This is a genomic window from Nocardia sp. NPDC051756, from assembly GCF_040681495.1.
Taxonomy (GTDB): domain Bacteria; phylum Actinomycetota; class Actinomycetes; order Mycobacteriales; family Mycobacteriaceae; genus Nocardia.
In genome coordinates, this window is sequence record NZ_JBFAYV010000007.1 from 147,239 (window position 1) to 165,217 (window position 17,979).

Here is a 17,979-nt window from a genome sequence, read left to right on the forward strand (position 1 = left end):
GGTTGCGTTCTGCCATGTCCAGACTTACATGGCGAGTCCACCGTGATAGGTCTGGGTCTTTCCGTGCTGCGCGGGAGCGGACTTCGCCGCCACGGTGCGAGCCGGTGGGTTGTCGCTGAAGGCGAAGGTCGCGACCGAGTAGGCGATGGCGCCGGTGTTCACGGCCAGCGCCTTCTCGTTGATGTTCTTGGTCGTGTCGCAGGCACTGTGATAGCAGGCGTCGTAGGGCTTGCCCGCTTCACCGCCGAACATCTTCTGCTGTTCGGGCGTCTTGATGCCCTCCGCACCGGTGAACAAGCCACCGACCGGAATGCCGACCGTCATGAACGGCCCGTAGTCGGAACGACCGTCGAGCGCGGTCGGGACATGCGGGAGGCGGAGGAAGTCGAAGTACTTGGCCAGGTTCTTCTCGATCTCGGCGGAACCGGCCGGTCCCCCGCTGCCGTCATAGATCATGTACGCGTAGTTCGGCGACGCGATCATGTCGTAGTTGGCGTACAGCGCGATCTTGTTGCGCTCTGCCTCGGGCAGGTTCGCCACGTAGTGTTCGGAACCGAGCAGGCCGAGCTCTTCGGCTCCCCACCAGGCGAAGCGGACCTTGTTCTTCGGTGGCACCTTGGCCAGCTGCAACGCGACCTCGAGCAATCCCGCACTGCCGGAACCGTTGTCGTTGATGCCGGGACCGGCGAGCACGGAGTCGAGGTGCGCTCCGGCCATCACGACCTTGTCCGCGTTGCCGCGTTTGGTCTCCGCGACAATGTTGCTGGTGCTGCGGGTCGTGCTCTCGGTATCGGTCTTGAGCTTGACGACCGTGTTCGCCGGCGACGCGAGATCCTCGCCGACGGCGAAGCTCGCACCGACCACCGGCACCGTAAAGCCGGGCCCGCCAAGGGTTCCGGCGAACGCGTCGGTACGTCCGGGCTGACCCTCGTTGAAGATGATCACGGCCGACGCGCCTGCCGTCTGGGCATTGCGGGCCTTGTCGGCGAACGGGCAGGTGCCGCGCTGGATCAGGGCGATATTGCCCGCGGTGAAGCCGGCGAAATCCTCGGCCTCACAGCCGGAGGTCGAGCTCGGCGCCGGGGCCGGCGGCAGCGTCAGATCGACGGCCTGGACGGTCCCCTGCACGTTCCCCGAACCCGAATAGGTCAGGGTGACGAAGTCGCCGAGCTCACTGCTGCCCGGCGCGGTCGGCTTGTAGACCTTGGCGTCGGGTGAGACCTGGGACATGGCCGCGGTCGACTTCTCCCGGAAGAACGGGAAGTCGAACTTCTGCACCGTCACCTGGTAGCCCGCGCCGCGGAGTTTGCCCGCCACGTAGTCGCTGGATTTGTCGAAACCCGGTGTGCCGGAGGCACGGGTGCCGCCGTTGGCGTCGGCGATCTTCTGGAACTCTTGCAGATGCCGTTTGATATTGGGCGCCTGGACCGATTCAGCCAGTTGTCGCTCGGGTGGCGCGCCTGGATCGGCGTGCGAAATCCCGGCCAGCGTGAGCGAGAGAGCGAGAGGCAGAGCGGCGGCTGTCGCGACAACGCGACAAGCCTTGGCACGGCGGAAGATGTGGGGCATGTGGGCTCCTCCAAAGGGACGGACAAATCCCGATGGTCGGAGGTTAAGCCGGTATGTCCGCTTAGTGAAACCCCAGTCCAAGTGGGGAAAACGGTTGTGTGGGTACGTTATCCGGCCGCCGAAGTAGGCGATTCGCGAACGAGGAAACCCCCGGCCTGCGCAGGCAGCCGGGGGTTTCTTCGGGTCGAATTACCCTCAGCCCTTGATCAATTCGGGCGTCGTGGATTCGATCTCATCGGAATCTTCGTGTGCGGCAGCGCGGTTCGGCAGCAGCACGGCGGCTACGATCACGATCAGCGCCAGGACGGCGGACACACCGAACGCCAGACGCATGCCGTCCAGGTGCGCGGTGACCGCGTCGACGCCGTCCTCGACCAGCGAGGTGCTGCGCGCCGACATCACGGTCACCACCAGCGCGGTACCGAACGCCGCGGCAACCTGCTGCAGGGTGCCGAGCATCGAGCTGCCGTGCGAGTACAGATGCTGCGGCAGCGCACCGAGGCCGAGGGTGAAGACCGGGGTGAAGGTCGCGGCCAGCGACACCATCAGCAGGATGTGCAGGGCCAGCAGCTGCCAGTACGGCATGCTCAGCGAGATCAGGGTGAAGCCGGCCAGCGATGCGGCGATGCCGATCGACCCGGGAATCACCAGCAACCGTCCGCCGAACCGGTCGAACAGCCGTCCGATGGTCGGTCCGAGCAGACCCATCGCCAAACCACCCGGCATCACCAGCAGGCCGGTCGCCAGCGGGCTCAGACCACGCAGGTTCTGCAGGTACAGCGGCAGCAGGATCATCGACCCGAGCATCGCCATGAACGCGACCGACATCAGCACCAGCGCCTTGGTGTAGGTGCCGGCCAGCAGGACGCGCAGATCCAGCAGCGGGGTGCCGGAGCGCTGCAGGCTCAGCTGACGGAACACGAACCCGGCGATCAGCGCAACGCCGGCGGCGACGATCAGCGCCGGGCTGGTCAGGTTGTCGACCTCGAATCGGCTGAGCCCGAACACCAGTCCACCGAAGCCGAGCGCGGCGAGGAACACGCTGGCCCAGTCGATCGCGCCGGCCTGCGGCTCACCGACGTTCTCCAGCTGACGCAGACCCAGCCAGGCCACCACCGCGGTGATCGGCAGCACGAGCACGAAAAGCCAACGCCACGAGCCGACTTGCAACACCAGTCCGGAGATCACCGGCCCCATCGCGGGCGCCACCGAAATGGCGAGCGTGACGTTGCCCATCACCCGGCCGCGGTCCTGTTCGGGGACAACGGTCATCAGCGTGGTCATCAGCAGCGGCATCATCACCGCGGTGCCGCCGGCCTGCACGATCCGGCCGAGCAGCAGCACCTCGAAGGTCGGCGCGATCGCCGACAGCGCGGTGCCGGCCAGGAAGATGCCCATCGCCGACGCGTAGGCCTGGCGAGTCGAAACCCGTTGCAGGAACCAGCCGGTGGTCGGAATGATGGCGGCCATGGTGAGCATGAACGCGGTGGAAACCCACTGCGCTGCCCGCTCGGTGACATCGAGATCCGCCATGAGCCGCGGGATTGCGTTGATCATGATGGTCTCGTTCAGGATCACCACGAACGTCGCGAGTACCAATACCCGGATTACGAGCGGTGTCCGTCCTCCCTTGGCGGGAGCGGATACTTGGGCGGACATCGGATACCTCCGGGCAGATGGTTGACAGTTGCACGTGTGGTCCCTGGAGGGTCGAGGTCCCGGCGCCACAATGAATGAGACGGACTCGGGTGCTCGAACTCATCGGGCGACCATCAGTTAACCGGTTGGGACCGACACAAATCACCGGGTTTTCCCGGAGATATGCCTGCTGTCTGCGACATAACCGCTGCTCAGAGGGATTTTCTCGGCTAATCCAAGATCGAATCGTGAGCCGGATCACTCTGGTCGATGCAGTGGATTCGACGGGTGGCTGGGGAGTGGCTGGGCGTGGATCGCCGCGAGGAGGTCGGCTGGTCGCCAGCCCGACGGCGGAATCCCAATGGGGAGATCACTTCAGCGAGGTGTGGCGGGTCAGGAAGTCGTCGATCAGAGTGTTGACCGTGTCCGGGACTTCCAGGGCGACGAGATGGGCTGCGCCGTCGAGCAGGACGTACTCGGCGTCGGGGATGCAGCGCGCCATCTCTTCGACCTCGGCGGGTGGGAAAGTCGCGTCCTCGCGGCCGGCCACGACGAGGGTCGGGGTGCGGATCTCGCCGAGCAGGCTGCGTTGATCCGGTCGTTGCGAGACCACGCTGCGGATTGCCGGGGTTACGGATGCGACGTTGTTGGCGCGCGCGACGTGCAGCATCCGCTCGACCACCTCCGGCCGGGTTCGGCGTGAGGTCGGGCCGAGGAACGCGGAGACGACCGATCGGGTGAGTGGCGGGCGGATGCCGCGTAGCAGTCGTGCGATGGTCAGCAGAGCTGCGTACTCGAGGCGTTGGCGGCGTGGGGCGGGTGAGGCGGTGCCGTTCATCAGGACGGCGGTGCGGACGCGGTCGGGGTAGCGGGCGGCGAAGGTCGCGCCGATCATCGCGCCCCAGGAGTTGCCGATGATGTGGGCGCGATCGAAGCCGAGTTCGTCGAGGATCTGCGTGATGCAGGTGGCACATTCGTCGAAGGTGAAGGTTCGGGTGAGTGGAGTGCTGGCGCCGTGGCCGGGTGGGTCGATGGCGATGGTGGTGAATCGCGGCGCGAAATGCTCGACCTGGGCCTGCCACAGGGTGTGGTCCAGCAACAGGCTGGGCCATAGCAGGATGGGGTCGCCTGCGCCCGCGATCTGGACGTGAAGATTTCCCAATCGCGTTGGTATGTCGCGGGTCTCGACTGCCACTCTGCGTCCTCCGTCCACCCGAAGTACCTGTGCGCCCGATGGTGCAGGTACGCACAGCAAACGTTACGCCTGCGCCTGGTTCGTTCGAAGGGAGCAGATCGATGGGCGGGTGATCGTCAGGCGCGTTTCTGCTCTCGCGGGCCACCCCGGTCCACCTGCGGCACGTGACCGGGCACGATTCTCAATCGTTGTTTGTGGGGCGGGCTGCTTGCCGGCCCGGCCGGGCTATCTCTGGGTGGATGTCCTCCACTCGGTAGCGGCGTGATGGCACGCGGTGGTGGCGCGAGTGCCGCTGTGCGCTGCGGCGCCTCGTCGATCCGTTCCGCGGGATCCGCTTCGACGCGCGCATCCTGTGCGCGGTCGTCGATCACGGTGTGTTCGTCGATGTGTTCGTCAGGTTCGTACATCCGCTCGGCCGGCGGTGCGGCGAGTCGGAGGGCAGAAATCAGAATGTATGCGACCACGGCAGTTTCTCCGTTGTTACGGGCCGGCAACCGCACCGGCAGTGTGATTCACCATTCGGCGAAGGAACCGTCCTTGCGGTACCAGATCGGATTTCGCCAGCGATGGCCCAGTTCGGCGGCTCGGGCCACCGCCTTCTCGTCGATCTCGATACCGAGACCCGGCGCGTTCAGTAGGTCGACATAGCCGTCGCGGTAGGCGAAGACGGCGGGGTCGACGAGGTAATCGAGTAGGTCGGATCCGGTGTTGTAGTGGATGCCGAGGCTCTGTTCTTGGATGAGCAGGTTGGGGGTGGCGAAACCGACCTGCAGGCTGGCGGCCAGCGCGATCGGGCCGAGCGGGCAATGCGGCGCGATCGCCACGTCGCGACTCTCGGCGAGGGCGGCGATCCGGCGGACCTCGGAGATGCCGCCCGCGTGCGAGAGATCCGGCTGGACGACCGCGATGCCCTGGTCGATCACCGTGCGGAAGTCCCACCGGGAGAACAGTCGTTCGCCGGTGGCGATGGGAATGCTTGTCGCGCGGGTGATCTCGCCGATCCGGTCGCTGACCTCGGGCACCAGCGGCTCTTCGACGAAGAAGGGCAGGTACGGCTCGAGCAGCGGTAGCACTCGCCGCGCCATCGCGACGGAGAGGCGGCCGTGGAAGTCGACGGCGATGTCGAAGTCGTCGCCGGTGGCTTCGCGTACGGCCGCGACGCGGTCGACGATGGCGGTGGTCGCGCGTGGTGTGTCGATCAATTCGAGTTCGGCCGAGCCGTTCATCTTGATCGCGGTGAAGCCCTGCTGTTTTCGTTCGAGCGCGGCTTGAGCGACGTCGTCGGGGCGGTCGCCGCCGATCCAGCTGTAGACCCGGACCCGGTCGCGGACCGCGCCGCCGAGCAGCTGCCAGACGGGGACGCCGAGGGCCTTGCCGGTGATGTCCCAGAGGGCCTGGTCGATGCCGGCGATCGCACTCGACAGGATCGGACCGCCGCGATAGAAACCGCCCTTGGTGAGCACCTGCCAATGCGCTTCGATGCTCATCGGGTCCTTGCCGACGAGGTAGTCGGCCAGTTCGTCGACGGCGACGGCGACGGTGTGCGCGCGGCCCTCGATGACCGGTTCGCCCCAGCCGGTGATGCCCTCGTCGGTGTCGATGCGCAGGAAACACCAGCGCGGCGCGACCAGGTAGGTGGTCAGTGCGGTGATCTTCACCGGGACTCCTTTCGTACGCTCCAGCCGCCGTCGACGACGAGGTTGGCGCCGGTGATGAACGAGGCGTCGTCGGAGGCGAGGAAGGCGACCGCCGCGGCGACCTCCTCGGGTGCGCCCAATCGGTCGAGGGCGGTGGCGCGGGCGGACATTCGTCGGCCCTCCTCGTCGACGTCGTCCCAGACCGGGGTGAGCACCGGGCCGGGGAGGATGGCGTTGAACCGCACCCTCGATCCGCCGTACTCGACCGCGAGTTGCCGGACCAGGGCGGTCAATCCGCCCTTGGCGGCGGCGTACACCGGGTACCCGGGCAGGCCGAACTGGGCGTGCACGCTGGAGATGGCGACCACGTTGCCGTTGCGGGATTGCAGATCGTCGATGAAGGTGCGCACACCGAGGAACAGCGGCGTCAGGTTGATCGCCAGACCCTCGTCCCACTGCGGGCGGGTCAGCTCGTGCGCGGGGATGGTGGCCTGCTTGGAGGCGTTGCTGCACAAGGCATCCAGCGGACCGAACATTTCGTTGACCCGGTCCCGCAGCTCAGTCCACGATTCTTCGTGCGAGACGTCGCATCGGACGAATTCGGCGCGATGCCCGGCCGCGCGGATCTTCGCCGCGACCTCTTCTCCCCCGGTCTCGGCGATGTCGGCGACGACAACCGAGGCCCCCTCTTCGGCGAGGCGCTCGGCCGTGGCGGCGCCGATGCCCGATGCCGCGCCGGTGACGACCGCGACTCGGTCTGCGAGACGACTCAATGCTCTTCCCTTCGTGATCAACGCTGAATGTCCGTGCCGGTGAGCAAGTCGAGGTCGCGGCGCGACGGCAGGCCGGCCCAGTCGCCGGGTACCGATACCGCGAACGCGCCGCAGGTCGCGGCCAACCGCAGGCTGTGCCGGACCGGGCCGCCGTCGAGAACGCCCGCGAGGTAGCCGGCGACGAAGGCGTCGCCCGCGCCCACCGGATCGACCATGGTCACCGGGATCACCGGTTGCCTGATCTGTCGGCCGCGATGCAATGCGAGCGCGCCCTCGGCGCCGAGTTTCAATACGACCTGTGACGGGCCCAGTGCGGCAAGGGATTCGGCCATTGCCGCCGGGCTCGCGGTGGGCACGAGTAGCGCCGCTTCGTCGGTTCCGGCGAAGACGATGTCGGATCGCGACACCAGTTTCGCCAGTTCCGCGGCGGCCGCGGAGCGGGGCCACAGGGCGCTGCGGTAGTTGATGTCCAGCGACACCAGGACACCGGCATCGACCGCTATGTCCAATGCGGCGTGCACTGCGTCGCGCGCGGTCTGGCTGAGTGCCGGGGTGATTCCGGTCAGATGCAGGACACCTGCCGCGGCGATCTGTTCCTTGTCGACCTCGGCTACGGACAGCTTGGAACCAGCGAGCCCGCGCCTGTAGTAGGTGACCCGGATTCGGTCAGCGGTGCGCCGCTCGCGCAGCATCATGCCGCTCGGCAGCTCTGGGTCGATCCGGCAGCGGGACACGTCGACTCGTTCGGCCCGCAGTCGGTCCAGCACCATCGTGCCGACCGCATCGTCGCCGACACTGCCTATCCACGCGGAGTCGTGCCCCAACCTGCTGACGCCGATGGCGACCGTCGCCTCGGCGCCCGCGAAATCCATCCGCATCGCCGCACCCGAGGCCAACGGCCCCGGCTCTGTGGCCGCCACGACCCCGAGCGCTTCACCGAGCGTTACCAGCTTGCCCCTCATGACAATCCGTTCCGCACGATCGACGAGCGGCAAGTCCCGACCTCCCCAGCGCGGTGCAGGACCGCTTCACGGGCACTCCCCTTCGGCGCGCGAAATCCGCTGCGCTCGTTGCCCATTCGCCGTCGCACGTTCATGACAATTCCTCGCGCAGGAGTGCCACCCGTTCGCGTAGTGCGTCGAGATCGCCGCCGGTGCAGGCATCGCCGATGAGCGGGGAACCGATGCCGAGGGCGGTGGCACCCGCGTCCATATATGCCCTGGCGTCTGTGAGGGCGACACCGCCGGTCGGGACCAATGGAATATCGGGCAGCGGGGCACGGATGGCCCGGAGGTAGTCGGGGCCGCCGACCGAGGCGGGGAAGACCTTGATCATGGTGCTGCCTGCCGACCAGGCGTGGTGAATCTCGGTGGGGGTGAACGCACCCGAGATCACCGGGATGCTCAGCCGGAATCCCTGTTCGATGACGTCGTCGCTGACGATCGGGGTGATCAGGTAGGCGGCGCCGGCGTCGACCGCGCGGTTCGCGTCGTCGGCGGTGATGACCGTGCCGACGCCGATCGGATGGTCGAATCCCGCGCAGTCACGCAGTGCGTCCAGAGCGCCGTCGGTCGTGAGCGTGAATTCGACCGCGGTGATGCCGGATTCGTGCAGGACGGCGGTGACTTCGGCGAACCGGGACGCGGTCGGGGCGCGCAGGATCGCGATGACCGGGGTGCTCCACTGCAAGAGATCATCAGACATCGCTGTGCACCAATCCCGCGTCGGCGTAAGCGGTTCCGGGCAAGCCGACGGCGCCGGGGATGCAGGTGAACAGTCGACCGGCATCAGGTTCCGCGGCACCTCGTCCCTCTGCCGCGGTGGTGATCACCATTACGCTCAGATCCGGCCCGGCGAACACACAGCTGGAGACCTGTGAGGGGCCGACCTCGATGATCACGCGCCGATGCCCGGTGGGGTCGAATCCGTGCACCTGTCCCGCACCCCACACCGCTACCCACACCCAGCCTTCACCGTCGACGGTCAGGCCGTCGGGGTCGCCGCCGAAGAATCGCGCGAATGACCGGCCGCCGCTGAACGTGCCGGTGGCGATGTCGTAGTCGAAGGCGTCGACTCGTTTCGTCGGACTGTCCGCGTAGTAGAGGACGGTGCCGTCCGGGCTCCAGTCGAGTCCGTTGGAGATGGTGACGCCGTCGCGGAGGGTGGTCAGCGCACCGTCGGGGTCGAGCCGATAGAGGGCGGCGCTGCCCTTGACGCCGTCTTCGGACATTGTGCCTGCGAGCAGCCGTCCGTGCGGGTCGGCCTTCGCGTCGTTCAAACGGCGTCGAATACCGTCCTCAGGCAACGGAATTGCGGCGATCGGTGTGGTGGTGCCGTCGTCGGCGATTCGATAGACGGTGTCGCCCACTGTCGCGACCAGGCCGCCGGAGGCGCAGGGCACTACGGCGCTGACCGGCGGTTCCAAGCTGATCGTCGACCGAAGGGTGAGGTCGGGTCCGTCCAATGTCGCGCGATGGATATGACCGCCGCGGATGTCGACCCACACCAGTTCCTGGGTTCTGCTGTCCCACACCGGGCTTTCACACAGCACCCCGGGCGGCGGAGCGCACGGATGCGCGCGCAAGGTGATCATGGTTCGCTCCTGTGATAGCTGGTGCACGGATTGCGGCGGTGTGGGTTGCACATCAGGTCGGCAGCCCAACCGCACGTTCTCCACTGCGTCGCTGCTGGATGACCACAGCGGCGACGAGCAAGGAACCTTGCGCGACGTTCTGCCAAAACGTATTGACGCCAACAACATTCAGCCCGTTGTCCAGCGCACCGAGCAGCACGACCGCCAGCAGCGTGCCACCGACGGTTCCCTTACCGCCCTTGAGCGCACACCCGCCGAGCGCAGCCGCGGTGATTGCCTTCAGCTCGAGACCCTCACTGCCGGAAACCGGCTGCCCCGACCCGGTTCGTGCGGTCAGGATGATGCCTGCGATCGCGGCCACCACGCCGGCGAGCACGAACACCGCGATCAGATACTTGTTGATGTTGATTCCGGAAAGCCTTGCTGCGGTGTCGTTTCCGCCGATGGCATAGATGTTGCGGCCGATATCGGTGTACTTCAGCAGCACGTGCACGGCCAGGGCGACGATCGCGAGAATGATCACCGGCACCGGCAGGCCGATGATCTTGCCGCGCGCCAGGAAGATGAACAGGTCGTTGTCCAGCACGAAGCCCTGCGCCTTGCCGCCCGAAATCAGTTGGGCCAGACCTTTGTACGCGGCCAGCGTGGCCAGCGTCGCGATCACGGGGTTCACCCGGCCGTAGACGATGATCAGCCCGTTCACCAGGCCGAGCACCACGCCGACGCCGATCGCGGCGAGGATACCCAGGAAGGCGTTGCCCGAGGTCGCCGTGAACGCCATCGCGCTGATCACCGAGGCGACGCCCGCTTGCGAGCCGACCGAGATATCGAGCGCACCGCAGATGATCACCACGGTCTGCACGACGGCCAGCAGTCCGAATACCGTGACCGCGTCACCGATTCCGGCCAGGTTCGCCGGATCGAGGTAGCCGTCGTTGAGCGAGCCGAAGATCGCGACGATGACCACGAGCGCGCCGATCAGGCTGAGATTTCCCGGGCCGATCGCGTGCAGCAGTCGCCGCGGGGTGAGCGCGGCGGTGTAGCGGGACAGCGTGGGCGCCGGTGTAGCGGTGGCCACCGGCGGCAGTTCGAGTTGTTGCTCGGTCATTGGTTCCCTCGAGATGTGTTCGACGTCAGGTCTGCGGCCATGGCCAGCGCGAGGATGGCCTCCTCGCTGGCTGCGCTGCGGTCCAGTTCGCCGGTGACTCGCCCGTGCTGCATGACGACGATCCGGTCGGCCAGGCCGAGCACTTCGGGTAGTTCCGAGGAGATCACCAGCACCGCCACCCCGGCTTCGGCCAATTCCTCGATGATTCGGTAGATCTCGGCCTTCGCTCCGACGTCGACGCCGCGGGTCGGCTCGTCCAGGATCAGCACCTTGGGTTTGCGGGCCAGCCAGCGGGCGAGCACCACTTTCTGCTGGTTGCCGCCGGAGAGTTTGCGCACCTCCTGTTCGATCGAGGGCGTGCGCACCCGCAGCGAGTCGACGTAGTGCTGGGCGAGCCGGCGTTCCTCGCCCGCTTTGACGAATCGCAGTCGCCGCAGGTGATCGAGCATGGCCAGCGAAATGTTGTCGCGCACACCGCGATGCAGCAGCAGGGCTTGGGCTTTGCGTTCTTCCGGCGCGTAGCCGATGCCGGCCCGCACCGCATCCCGCGGTTGACGCAACCGCAACTGCTGACCGTCCACTCGCACCGTGCCGGAGCGGATCGGGTGATCGCCGGCCAGCGCGCCCGCCAATTCGGACCGCCCCGCGCCGACCAGACCGGCCAGCGCGACCACTTCACCGGCGCGAACCTGGAGGCTCACGTCCTGCACGTCGTCGGTGGTGACCCCGTCGACATCGAGGACGACCCGGCCCGGTGTGCTCGGTCCGCGGGTGAACAACGTGGACAGGTCGCGGCCGACCATCATGCGGACGATCTCTTGATCGTCGGTCTCTGCGGTCGCGCGCACCCCGACCAGCGCTCCGTCGCGCAGGACCGCGACCCGATCGGCGAGCTGGAAGATCTCCCGCATCCGATGAGACACGTAGATCACCGCCAGCCCTCGCGCCCGCAACCGGCCGATCAGGGCGAACAGCGATTCGGTTTCGTGGTCGGACAGCGAGGAGGTCGGCTCGTCGAAGGCGATCACCTTGGCGTCGGTGGTGAGCGCCCGCATGATCTCGACCAGCTGTCGTTGCGCGGCAGTCAGTTTCGATCCGACGGTGTCCGGGTCGAGATCGCGATCGAAGCCGAGCCGGGCCAGGTCGGTGCGCATCCGCTCGTGCAAGGCCGCGCGGTCGAGCAGACGACCCGCGCGGCGCGGCAGCGCGCCGAGGTAGACGTTCTCGGCGACCGAGACGTGCGGCACGATCTCCGGTTCCTGGCCGATCACCCGGATCCCGGCCGCACGAGCATCGGCCGGGGTGGCCGGTTCGAGCACGACACCGTCGAGCTCGAGCCGGCCGGTGTCCGGGCGGTGATCGCCACCGAGGATCCGGATCAGGGTGGATTTGCCCGCGCCGTTCTCGCCCATGAGCGCGGTCACCGCGCCGGCCGGGAAGTCCAAGCTCACATCGCGCAGGGCGGGCACCCCGGCGAAACTCTTGCTGAGGCCGGTGGCGCGCAGGCCGTTCAGCTGCATGTGACGCCTGCCTGCTGCCAGCTGCCGGAGTCCACCATCGTGGTCGGCGCGAAGGCCTCGGCGGGCATGGCCTTGCCGTTCTTCAGGTAGTCGTAGATCGTCTGCACCGCGAGGGCGCCGACGTCCTTGCCGTTGATGAACAGTGCCGCCTTGAAGCCGGTCGGCTTGCCGCTGCGCCATTCCTTGCAGGCCAGGTAGGCGCCGAGGCCGACGCCGAGCACGTTGTCCGCGGCGTAGCCGGAGTTCTGGATGGCGGCGACGCCACCGCTGACGTTCTCGTCGTTGCAGCCCATGACGATCCAGTTCTTGACCGATCGATTGCCCGCGACCGTCGCGGAGATCTTGTTCTGCGCGTCCGAAGGGGTGTTGTCGGTGCCGACGTCGATCACCTTGACGTCCACGCCGGCGGCCTCGCGGAAGGCCTTCTTGTTCGCCTCGACCCGGTCGGTGCAGACCGTCACGTCCTGCTTCCAGGCGTCGACGATCGCGGTCTCCTCCGGCTTCCAGCCGGCCTTCTTGAAGTCCTCGCCAGCTCGGCGGCCGACCTCAGTACCCATCTGTGTTCCGCTGAAGCCGACGCGGGGCACCAGTTGGTCCTTGGCGCATTTCGACGGGTCCGGGCCGGTCGTACAGACCTGGTCGTCCGAGGTCAGCAGGGCGACGCCGCCGGTCTTGGTGAGCTGGGCGACCTGCGGGCCGACCGACGGATCCGGCACCACGACGATCACGCCGCTGGCCTTCTGATTGATCGCGTTGTTGACCTCGGTGACCGCCTTGTTCGCGTCATTGCCCAGGTTGACGACCTTCAGATCGATGCCGAGTTCCTTGGCCTTCGCCTTTGCCCCCTCGGCCTCACCGATGAAGTACTCCTGGTCGCCCTGTTTCTGCGCGTAGACCAGGCTGACCGCGCCCGTCTGATGCTGTGGACCGTTAGCGGCCGAGTCGGCCTCCTTGCCCGATGAGCAGGCGGTCGCGGCCAGGGCCAGCGACACCCCGCACAGAACGGCACTGGTCCAACGTCGTCGATGGGTCCAGGACATGGGCACTCCTCGGTGATCTGACGCCTACTCGCGTCGCGTAGTGATGCCGGTTACAGTAAGACTTCAGATAACTGTTGTAAATACTGTTGGCGGAAGTGGTTCGGTATGTTTGCGACCACCAGCGGACGAGGAGGTCCCGACCCGTGTATCAGCTGACCGCGCGCGACATCCGACGCCGCAACAGGTTCGGCGTACTGCAGGCGGTGTATGCCGCCGTCGGCCATATCAGCCGGCAAGAGATCGCCCGAGCGACCGGTTTGTCGTTCGCCACGGTCGGCAACATGATCTCGGAACTACTGGACGTGGGCGTGCTCGCCGAGCTCGGCTACGACGCGCCCGGCATCGGCCGGCCGCGCGCCCAGCTCGCGATCAATCCCGATCGCGGCATGCTGGTCGGGGTCGATATCGCCGAAACCGCCATCCACTTCGACCTTTTCGACATGGCGATGACGGTGCAGCGGTCGGTCGAGATTCCGGTCGATCCGGCGGCTACCGAGCCCGATGATGTGGTCGCGCTCATCACCCGCGGCATCGGCGAGTTGGCCGCCGATGATGCGGACAAGGTGCTCGGCGTAGGGCTGAGCGTGCCCGGGCTCGTCGATCCGATCGGCGGCGTCTCGGTGTTCTCGCCGTACTGGCATTGGCACGATGTGCCGCTGTCGCAGATGCTCGAGCAGCACCTTTCCTACCCGCTATATCTCGACAATCCGCTCAAAGCCAGTACGGCGGCACATCTTTGGTTCGGTGCGGGGCGGGACGTGGACGATCTGATCGTCGTCACGCTTCGTGCCGGTGTCGGCATCGGCGTGGTCGTCGAGGGGATGCTCTACCGCGGTGTCACCAACAGTGCCGGTGAATGGGGACACACCAACCTGGTGCTCGACGGACGCGAATGTCGTTGTGGGCGAACGGGTTGCGTGGAAGCGTATGTCAGTGCACCCGGCATCGTGCGCACCCTGCGCGAACTCGCGCCGTCGAGCCCGCTACTCGACACCGACGACGCCGTGACCATCGCGGAAATCGCGAAGGCCGCCGACAACGGTGACGCCGCAGCCCTCGAAGTCATCGACAAAACCGGCCACTACCTCGGTGTCGCGGTAGCCAACCTGGTCAACCTCTTCAACCCCAGAACCATCGTCTTCGGCGACCTGATCGCCGACCACCTGGGCGCCCGACTCCTCGACATCACCCGCCGAGTAGCCGCCCGCCACGCCATGACCGACCCCTTCGCCGCCGTGACCCTCCAACTCTCCACCCTCCCCCACAACCCCGCCAGCCTCGGCGCCGCCACCTTCGCCCTCGAAGGTTTCCTAGCCGACCGCGAAACCTTCGGCTCAATAGCCGCCCGCCGAGCCCTCCGGACCCCAACCCCCTGATCGTTCCAACGGCTGGCGGTGCCGAGTCGCCGCATGAGCATCGGCGGTGCGCCGCTACGACGCCCCATCAGTCGGTCGTCTCCCACTGCCGTAGTTGCGTGCAGAGCTAACTGAGGCTTGAAGTTCGGCCCGTTGACGCACAGAGAAATGGCCCGGTTGGCGTTCGGCATACCAATGTCCGTTCATCGATCGACTGCGTTCGACCACCGGTTGATGAGATCGTTTCCTGGTGGGTGGCGTGCAATTTATCGGCGACTCCGAGCAGGATCTCGGCGCGTTGATTGTGTCATCGACCGACACGACATCACCCCCGCAGGCGACATCGCAGGTGTGATTTACACACTGCGCCAATGGTTTTCGCACGAATTATGAGCGATCCGGCCGAGTCCACGTCATGTGGATACGCCAATGTGAAGCCAGCCGATACAGCCGCCCGCCGAATATTTGAGACCAACGGTTCAGCCGTCCGTAACACTCATACTCTTAGCGACGAAAGGTGCATTGCGGCCCGTACCGAATATCGCCCTTCTATGTATCCGAAAGAGGCCCGCAATGGGTCAAGACTCGATAGCCGACGAACGAGTCGGCACGCAGTTCGGTCCCTATGAGCTCCGCGCATTGCTCGGACAAGGCGGCATGGGCGAGGTCTACGAGGCCTATGACACGGCAAAGGATCGCACTGTCGCGTTGAAAATCCTGTCGAAGTCACTGGCAAAGGACCCCACCTACAAGGAACGTTTCCGGCGCGAATCGCACGCTGCCGCCCGATTGCGGGAACCACATGTCATCCCGATCCACGACTGGGGCGAGATCGAAGGCGAACTCTATATCGACATGCGGCTCGTTCAGGGGCCTGACCTGAGGTCTTTGGTAGCCGGCTACGGGCCGATCGCGCCGGCTCGCGCAGTCGCGATCATCGAGCAGATTGCCGCCGCTCTGGACGCAGCGCATGCCGATACCCTCGTTCACCGCGACGTCAAACCGGCGAACATTCTCGTCACCCGCGACGACTTCGCCTATCTGGTGGATTTCGGCATCGCCCACTCCGGTGCCGATCCTGCCCTCACCGCGTTGGGGTCGACGATCGGCTCGTACGGCTACATGGCGCCGGAACGGTTCGACGATGTACGGGCCACAAGCCGCGCCGATACCTATTCTCTTGCTTGCGTTCTCGATGAAATCCTGACCGGTGAACGCCCCTTCCACGCAACCAGCATCAGCCAAGTGATCAAGGCGCACTTGACATCTCCGCCACCGCGCCCCAGCTCCATGCGGCCCGGAATACCGGCAGGATTCGACACCGTCATCGCCCGAGGCATGGCGAAGGACCCGCAGGATCGATATGCCACAGCCGGTGACCTCGCCCGCGCAGCCCGCGCAGCATTGTCGCCACAGCATGACGATGCGACATCTGTAGTCGATCGCGCGGCATCGGCGACCGCGGTCAGCCAGTTCGGCGAGACACCGCCGAACGAGGCGACCGCCATCCGACCGACCAGTGGCTACGGATCGGCCGCTGATATCGCTTCTCGCACAAGCCCATCGGCCGCGCCGGATGGAATCCCCTACCCGTACCCGACTGCGACCCTTCCGCCGACGGCGAAACGATCCAGTTTCGTTCCAGTCGCGGCCACGCTGCTGGCGGTAGTCCTGCTCGGCCTAGGCGGGGTCGTGGCTTGGCTGGTCATCTCCCAGTCCAAGTTCAACCAGGTCGCCTCGACAACGACGAGCGGCCAGGTCGAATCGGGCCAATACAGCGCTGCCGCGGTTCCTGCGGCACGTGCGTCCGTGGCGGCGGGCCTGCCGCTTGGAGCGACACCATGTGCGTCGGTGTTCGGCCAAACCGGCCCCTTCATCGCATCCGCGGTGGGTAACAGCGTCACCTCATGCGGGTTCGCTGAGGAGGTCCGTCGCGCCTACGCTACTAGTGGCACGCCGACACCTCAGCCTCGTCCAGTCGTCGCGGTCAGTCCAGTCACGGGACTCACTTACACCATGATCTGCATGTTCAACGCAGGTCTCGTCAGCTGCGGCGGAGGTAACGACGCAGTGGTGTATGCCTATTGAGATCGGGCTTCTACCAGGGCATTCCATCGCCGAACTTCGCTAGCGGCCGGACTGCGGCCATTGCTGTTGCGGAGCTGAGGTGCGCGGGTCGGAGGGGTTCAGACGGCGTCGGCGGTCCGACCGGGTCTGTGGATCCATAGCTCGCGCTGCCGCGCCGAGTAGCAGCAGCACGATGAGAGTTGCGGTGCCGACGGTTGCCCACAGGAGCATCTGGTTCCTCGAATTCTCGGTACGCGACCATGCGGGACAGCTCCCGCTTCACGCAATCCGATAGCCAACTGGCACAGATGCTTTCATGGCTCGACCCGGTTCGCGAGTCGGCGGGGCGCGAATGGGAAACGTTGGTAGTGATGCGAGAGAACCCTGTTGGTGTTCACAACACCGAACGGCGGTGGATGGCAGCGGGTTACGCGTCGAGTATGTCTTCGATCGGGCGGCGCGGAGTCGGGGCTAGTGGGGCGGAATTGGTTGGGGTCCAACCTATTCGGATCATGGTTTGGGGGTAGGCGCAGTCGTAGAGGACTGTGGTGCGGATGTCGTTGCGGAGTTCGGGGAGGCCTAGGGGTTCGGTTTGGAGGCAGGTGGATAGGCCTAGGTGGGTGGCTTCGAGGAGGAGGGCGCTGGTGGTTTCGCCGGCGCGGAGCTGGGAGCGGCGGTCGTCGTGCGGGGTGCAGATTACGAGCCATTCGGCGGCGTCGGGGGCTTCGTGACGGTCGATCAGGTCGGCGTCGGCGAATATTCGGGCGGGGATTTCGTCGGTGAGGTTTGGGTGGGGAGTGTTTGCGGAGGGGACGCCGTCCGCGGTTCGGCGGTGGCCGCTCCAAGCGGCCAGTTCGAGTTGATAGTCGGGGTCTTTCGCGTGGCGGGCGACCGCGTTTTGGAACGGCGGTACCAAGCGGACGCGGAGACTTTCCGGGACGTGGCGGACTACGGCACCGAATTTGGTGGCGCGGGTGGAGATGGTTTTGAGGTAGCCGGGCGGGATTTCCAGCGAGCGGTAGCCGCGACGGTCGGTGTGGCGTTGCAGTAATGCGGCGCCGAGGTCGATGTCGGCCTGAGTTGGCTGATGCGGGGCGAATTCGACGGTTGCGAGGTGGTCTGGTTCGTTCGGGTCCGGCAGGTGGGTGACGGTGGCGGACCAACCGAGGACTGCCAGCGCGACGCGCAGATGATGCAGTGCGGCGCCGCAACTCACGATCAGTTTGCCCTGTTGGGGATCGCTGGAGACGAGGTGCCGTCGCGGGTCGGCCCAGAGTTGGATCGCCGGGTCCCGGACGCGCCATCGCCATGGCTGGGTGTTGTGGATGGATGGGGCGCGGACCGCCATCTCCAGTGCGATCTTGACCGTGTCCATGGTCGGCGACGCTGCCATGAGCTGGACTCATCCTTCCGATTGCGATAGTTCGGCGGCGCATCACCGGTGTTGAGCAGGCCATTTGTGATCGACGCCGTCATCCAGTTTC

The 17,979-nt window shown here is 66.2% G+C and carries 14 protein-coding genes; 2 read left to right on the forward strand and 12 right to left on the reverse strand.

All coding sequences use genetic code 11. The annotated features are described in order from the left end of the window. Nucleotides 1-24 precede the first annotated feature (24 nt). The 11 genes from AB0M22_RS30790 to AB0M22_RS30840 all read right to left on the reverse strand — a co-directional run bounded on the left by AB0M22_RS30790 (nucleotide 25) and on the right by AB0M22_RS30840 (nucleotide 13,073). The gene (locus AB0M22_RS30790) at nucleotides 25-1,569 is read right to left on the reverse strand and encodes a M28 family metallopeptidase (protein ID WP_364734374.1); all 1,545 of its coding nucleotides are present in this window, start codon (nucleotides 1,567-1,569) and stop codon (nucleotides 25-27) included. 195 nt (nucleotides 1,570-1,764) lie between these two features. Continuing rightward, nucleotides 1,765-3,228, reverse strand: coding sequence for an MDR family MFS transporter (locus tag AB0M22_RS30795; RefSeq protein WP_364734376.1), 1,464 nt, complete (start codon nucleotides 3,226-3,228; stop codon nucleotides 1,765-1,767). 349 nt (nucleotides 3,229-3,577) lie between these two features. Next, complete coding sequence (locus tag AB0M22_RS30800) at nucleotides 3,578-4,402, reverse strand: alpha/beta hydrolase (protein WP_364734378.1); 825 nt, start codon at nucleotides 4,400-4,402, stop codon at nucleotides 3,578-3,580. Between the two features lie 512 nt (nucleotides 4,403-4,914). Continuing rightward, nucleotides 4,915-6,060, reverse strand: coding sequence for a galactonate dehydratase (dgoD, locus tag AB0M22_RS30805; RefSeq protein ID WP_364734380.1), 1,146 nt, complete (start codon nucleotides 6,058-6,060; stop codon nucleotides 4,915-4,917). Continuing rightward, entirely contained in the window at nucleotides 6,057-6,812 is a 756-nt protein-coding gene (locus tag AB0M22_RS30810) for an SDR family oxidoreductase (RefSeq protein ID WP_364734382.1), read from the reverse strand. The genes dgoD and AB0M22_RS30810 overlap by 4 nt, the downstream gene beginning before the upstream one ends. Nucleotides 6,813-6,829: 17 nt before the next feature. Next, the gene (locus tag AB0M22_RS30815) at nucleotides 6,830-7,774 is read right to left on the reverse strand and encodes a sugar kinase (RefSeq protein WP_364734384.1); all 945 of its coding nucleotides are present in this window, start codon (nucleotides 7,772-7,774) and stop codon (nucleotides 6,830-6,832) included. A 130-nt stretch (nucleotides 7,775-7,904) separates the two neighbouring features. Next, nucleotides 7,905-8,516, reverse strand: coding sequence for a bifunctional 4-hydroxy-2-oxoglutarate aldolase/2-dehydro-3-deoxy-phosphogluconate aldolase (locus AB0M22_RS30820; RefSeq protein WP_364734386.1), 612 nt, complete (start codon nucleotides 8,514-8,516; stop codon nucleotides 7,905-7,907). Then, on the reverse strand, nucleotides 8,509-9,405 hold the full coding sequence (locus AB0M22_RS30825; RefSeq protein ID WP_364734388.1) for an SMP-30/gluconolactonase/LRE family protein: 897 nt from the start codon (nucleotides 9,403-9,405) through the stop codon (nucleotides 8,509-8,511). Before AB0M22_RS30825 ends, AB0M22_RS30820 begins: the two co-directional genes overlap by 8 nt. A 52-nt stretch (nucleotides 9,406-9,457) precedes the next feature. Beyond that, the gene (locus tag AB0M22_RS30830) at nucleotides 9,458-10,513 is read right to left on the reverse strand and encodes an ABC transporter permease (RefSeq protein WP_364734390.1); all 1,056 of its coding nucleotides are present in this window, start codon (nucleotides 10,511-10,513) and stop codon (nucleotides 9,458-9,460) included. After that, entirely contained in the window at nucleotides 10,510-12,033 is a 1,524-nt protein-coding gene (locus AB0M22_RS30835; RefSeq protein WP_364734392.1) for a sugar ABC transporter ATP-binding protein, read from the reverse strand. Before AB0M22_RS30835 ends, AB0M22_RS30830 begins: the two co-directional genes overlap by 4 nt. After that, nucleotides 12,024-13,073 (reverse strand): substrate-binding domain-containing protein, encoded by a 1,050-nt coding sequence (locus AB0M22_RS30840; protein WP_364734394.1) that lies wholly within the window; start codon nucleotides 13,071-13,073, stop codon nucleotides 12,024-12,026. The genes AB0M22_RS30835 and AB0M22_RS30840 overlap by 10 nt, the downstream gene beginning before the upstream one ends. A 143-nt stretch (nucleotides 13,074-13,216) precedes the next feature. Between AB0M22_RS30840 and AB0M22_RS30845 the strand changes: the two genes are divergently transcribed. Further along, nucleotides 13,217-14,449, forward strand: a complete 1,233-nt coding sequence (locus AB0M22_RS30845; RefSeq protein WP_364734396.1) for an ROK family transcriptional regulator — start codon at nucleotides 13,217-13,219, stop codon at nucleotides 14,447-14,449. 552 nt (nucleotides 14,450-15,001) lie between these two features. Beyond that, nucleotides 15,002-16,516 carry a serine/threonine-protein kinase gene (locus tag AB0M22_RS30850; RefSeq protein WP_364734398.1) on the forward strand — a complete coding sequence of 505 codons (1,515 nt, stop codon included), beginning with the start codon at nucleotides 15,002-15,004 and terminating at the stop codon, nucleotides 16,514-16,516. A 406-nt stretch (nucleotides 16,517-16,922) separates the two neighbouring features. Here AB0M22_RS30850 and AB0M22_RS30855 read toward each other — a convergent pair whose 3' ends face one another. Further along, entirely contained in the window at nucleotides 16,923-17,888 is a 966-nt protein-coding gene (locus AB0M22_RS30855) for a hypothetical protein (protein ID WP_364734400.1), read from the reverse strand. Nucleotides 17,889-17,979: the final 91 nt, after the last annotated feature.

What these genes read in the sequence shown, in the direction of transcription:
- AB0M22_RS30850 (WP_364734398.1), top strand. Translation starts at nt 15,002, where the DNA reads ATGGGTCAAGACTCGATAGCCGACGAACGAGTCGGCACGCAGTTCGGT.
- AB0M22_RS30795 (WP_364734376.1), bottom strand. Translation starts at nt 3,228, where the DNA reads ATGTCCGCCCAAGTATCCGCTCCCGCCAAGGGAGGACGGACACCGCTC.
- AB0M22_RS30790 (WP_364734374.1), bottom strand. Translation starts at nt 1,569, where the DNA reads ATGCCCCACATCTTCCGCCGTGCCAAGGCTTGTCGCGTTGTCGCGACA.
- AB0M22_RS30820 (WP_364734386.1), bottom strand. Translation starts at nt 8,516, where the DNA reads ATGTCTGATGATCTCTTGCAGTGGAGCACCCCGGTCATCGCGATCCTG.
- AB0M22_RS30835 (WP_364734392.1), bottom strand. Translation starts at nt 12,033, where the DNA reads ATGCAGCTGAACGGCCTGCGCGCCACCGGCCTCAGCAAGAGTTTCGCC.
- AB0M22_RS30830 (WP_364734390.1), bottom strand. Translation starts at nt 10,513, where the DNA reads ATGACCGAGCAACAACTCGAACTGCCGCCGGTGGCCACCGCTACACCG.
- AB0M22_RS30840 (WP_364734394.1), bottom strand. Translation starts at nt 13,073, where the DNA reads ATGTCCTGGACCCATCGACGACGTTGGACCAGTGCCGTTCTGTGCGGG.
- AB0M22_RS30855 (WP_364734400.1), bottom strand. Translation starts at nt 17,888, where the DNA reads ATGGCAGCGTCGCCGACCATGGACACGGTCAAGATCGCACTGGAGATG.
- AB0M22_RS30815 (WP_364734384.1), bottom strand. Translation starts at nt 7,774, where the DNA reads ATGAGGGGCAAGCTGGTAACGCTCGGTGAAGCGCTCGGGGTCGTGGCG.
- AB0M22_RS30825 (WP_364734388.1), bottom strand. Translation starts at nt 9,405, where the DNA reads ATGATCACCTTGCGCGCGCATCCGTGCGCTCCGCCGCCCGGGGTGCTG.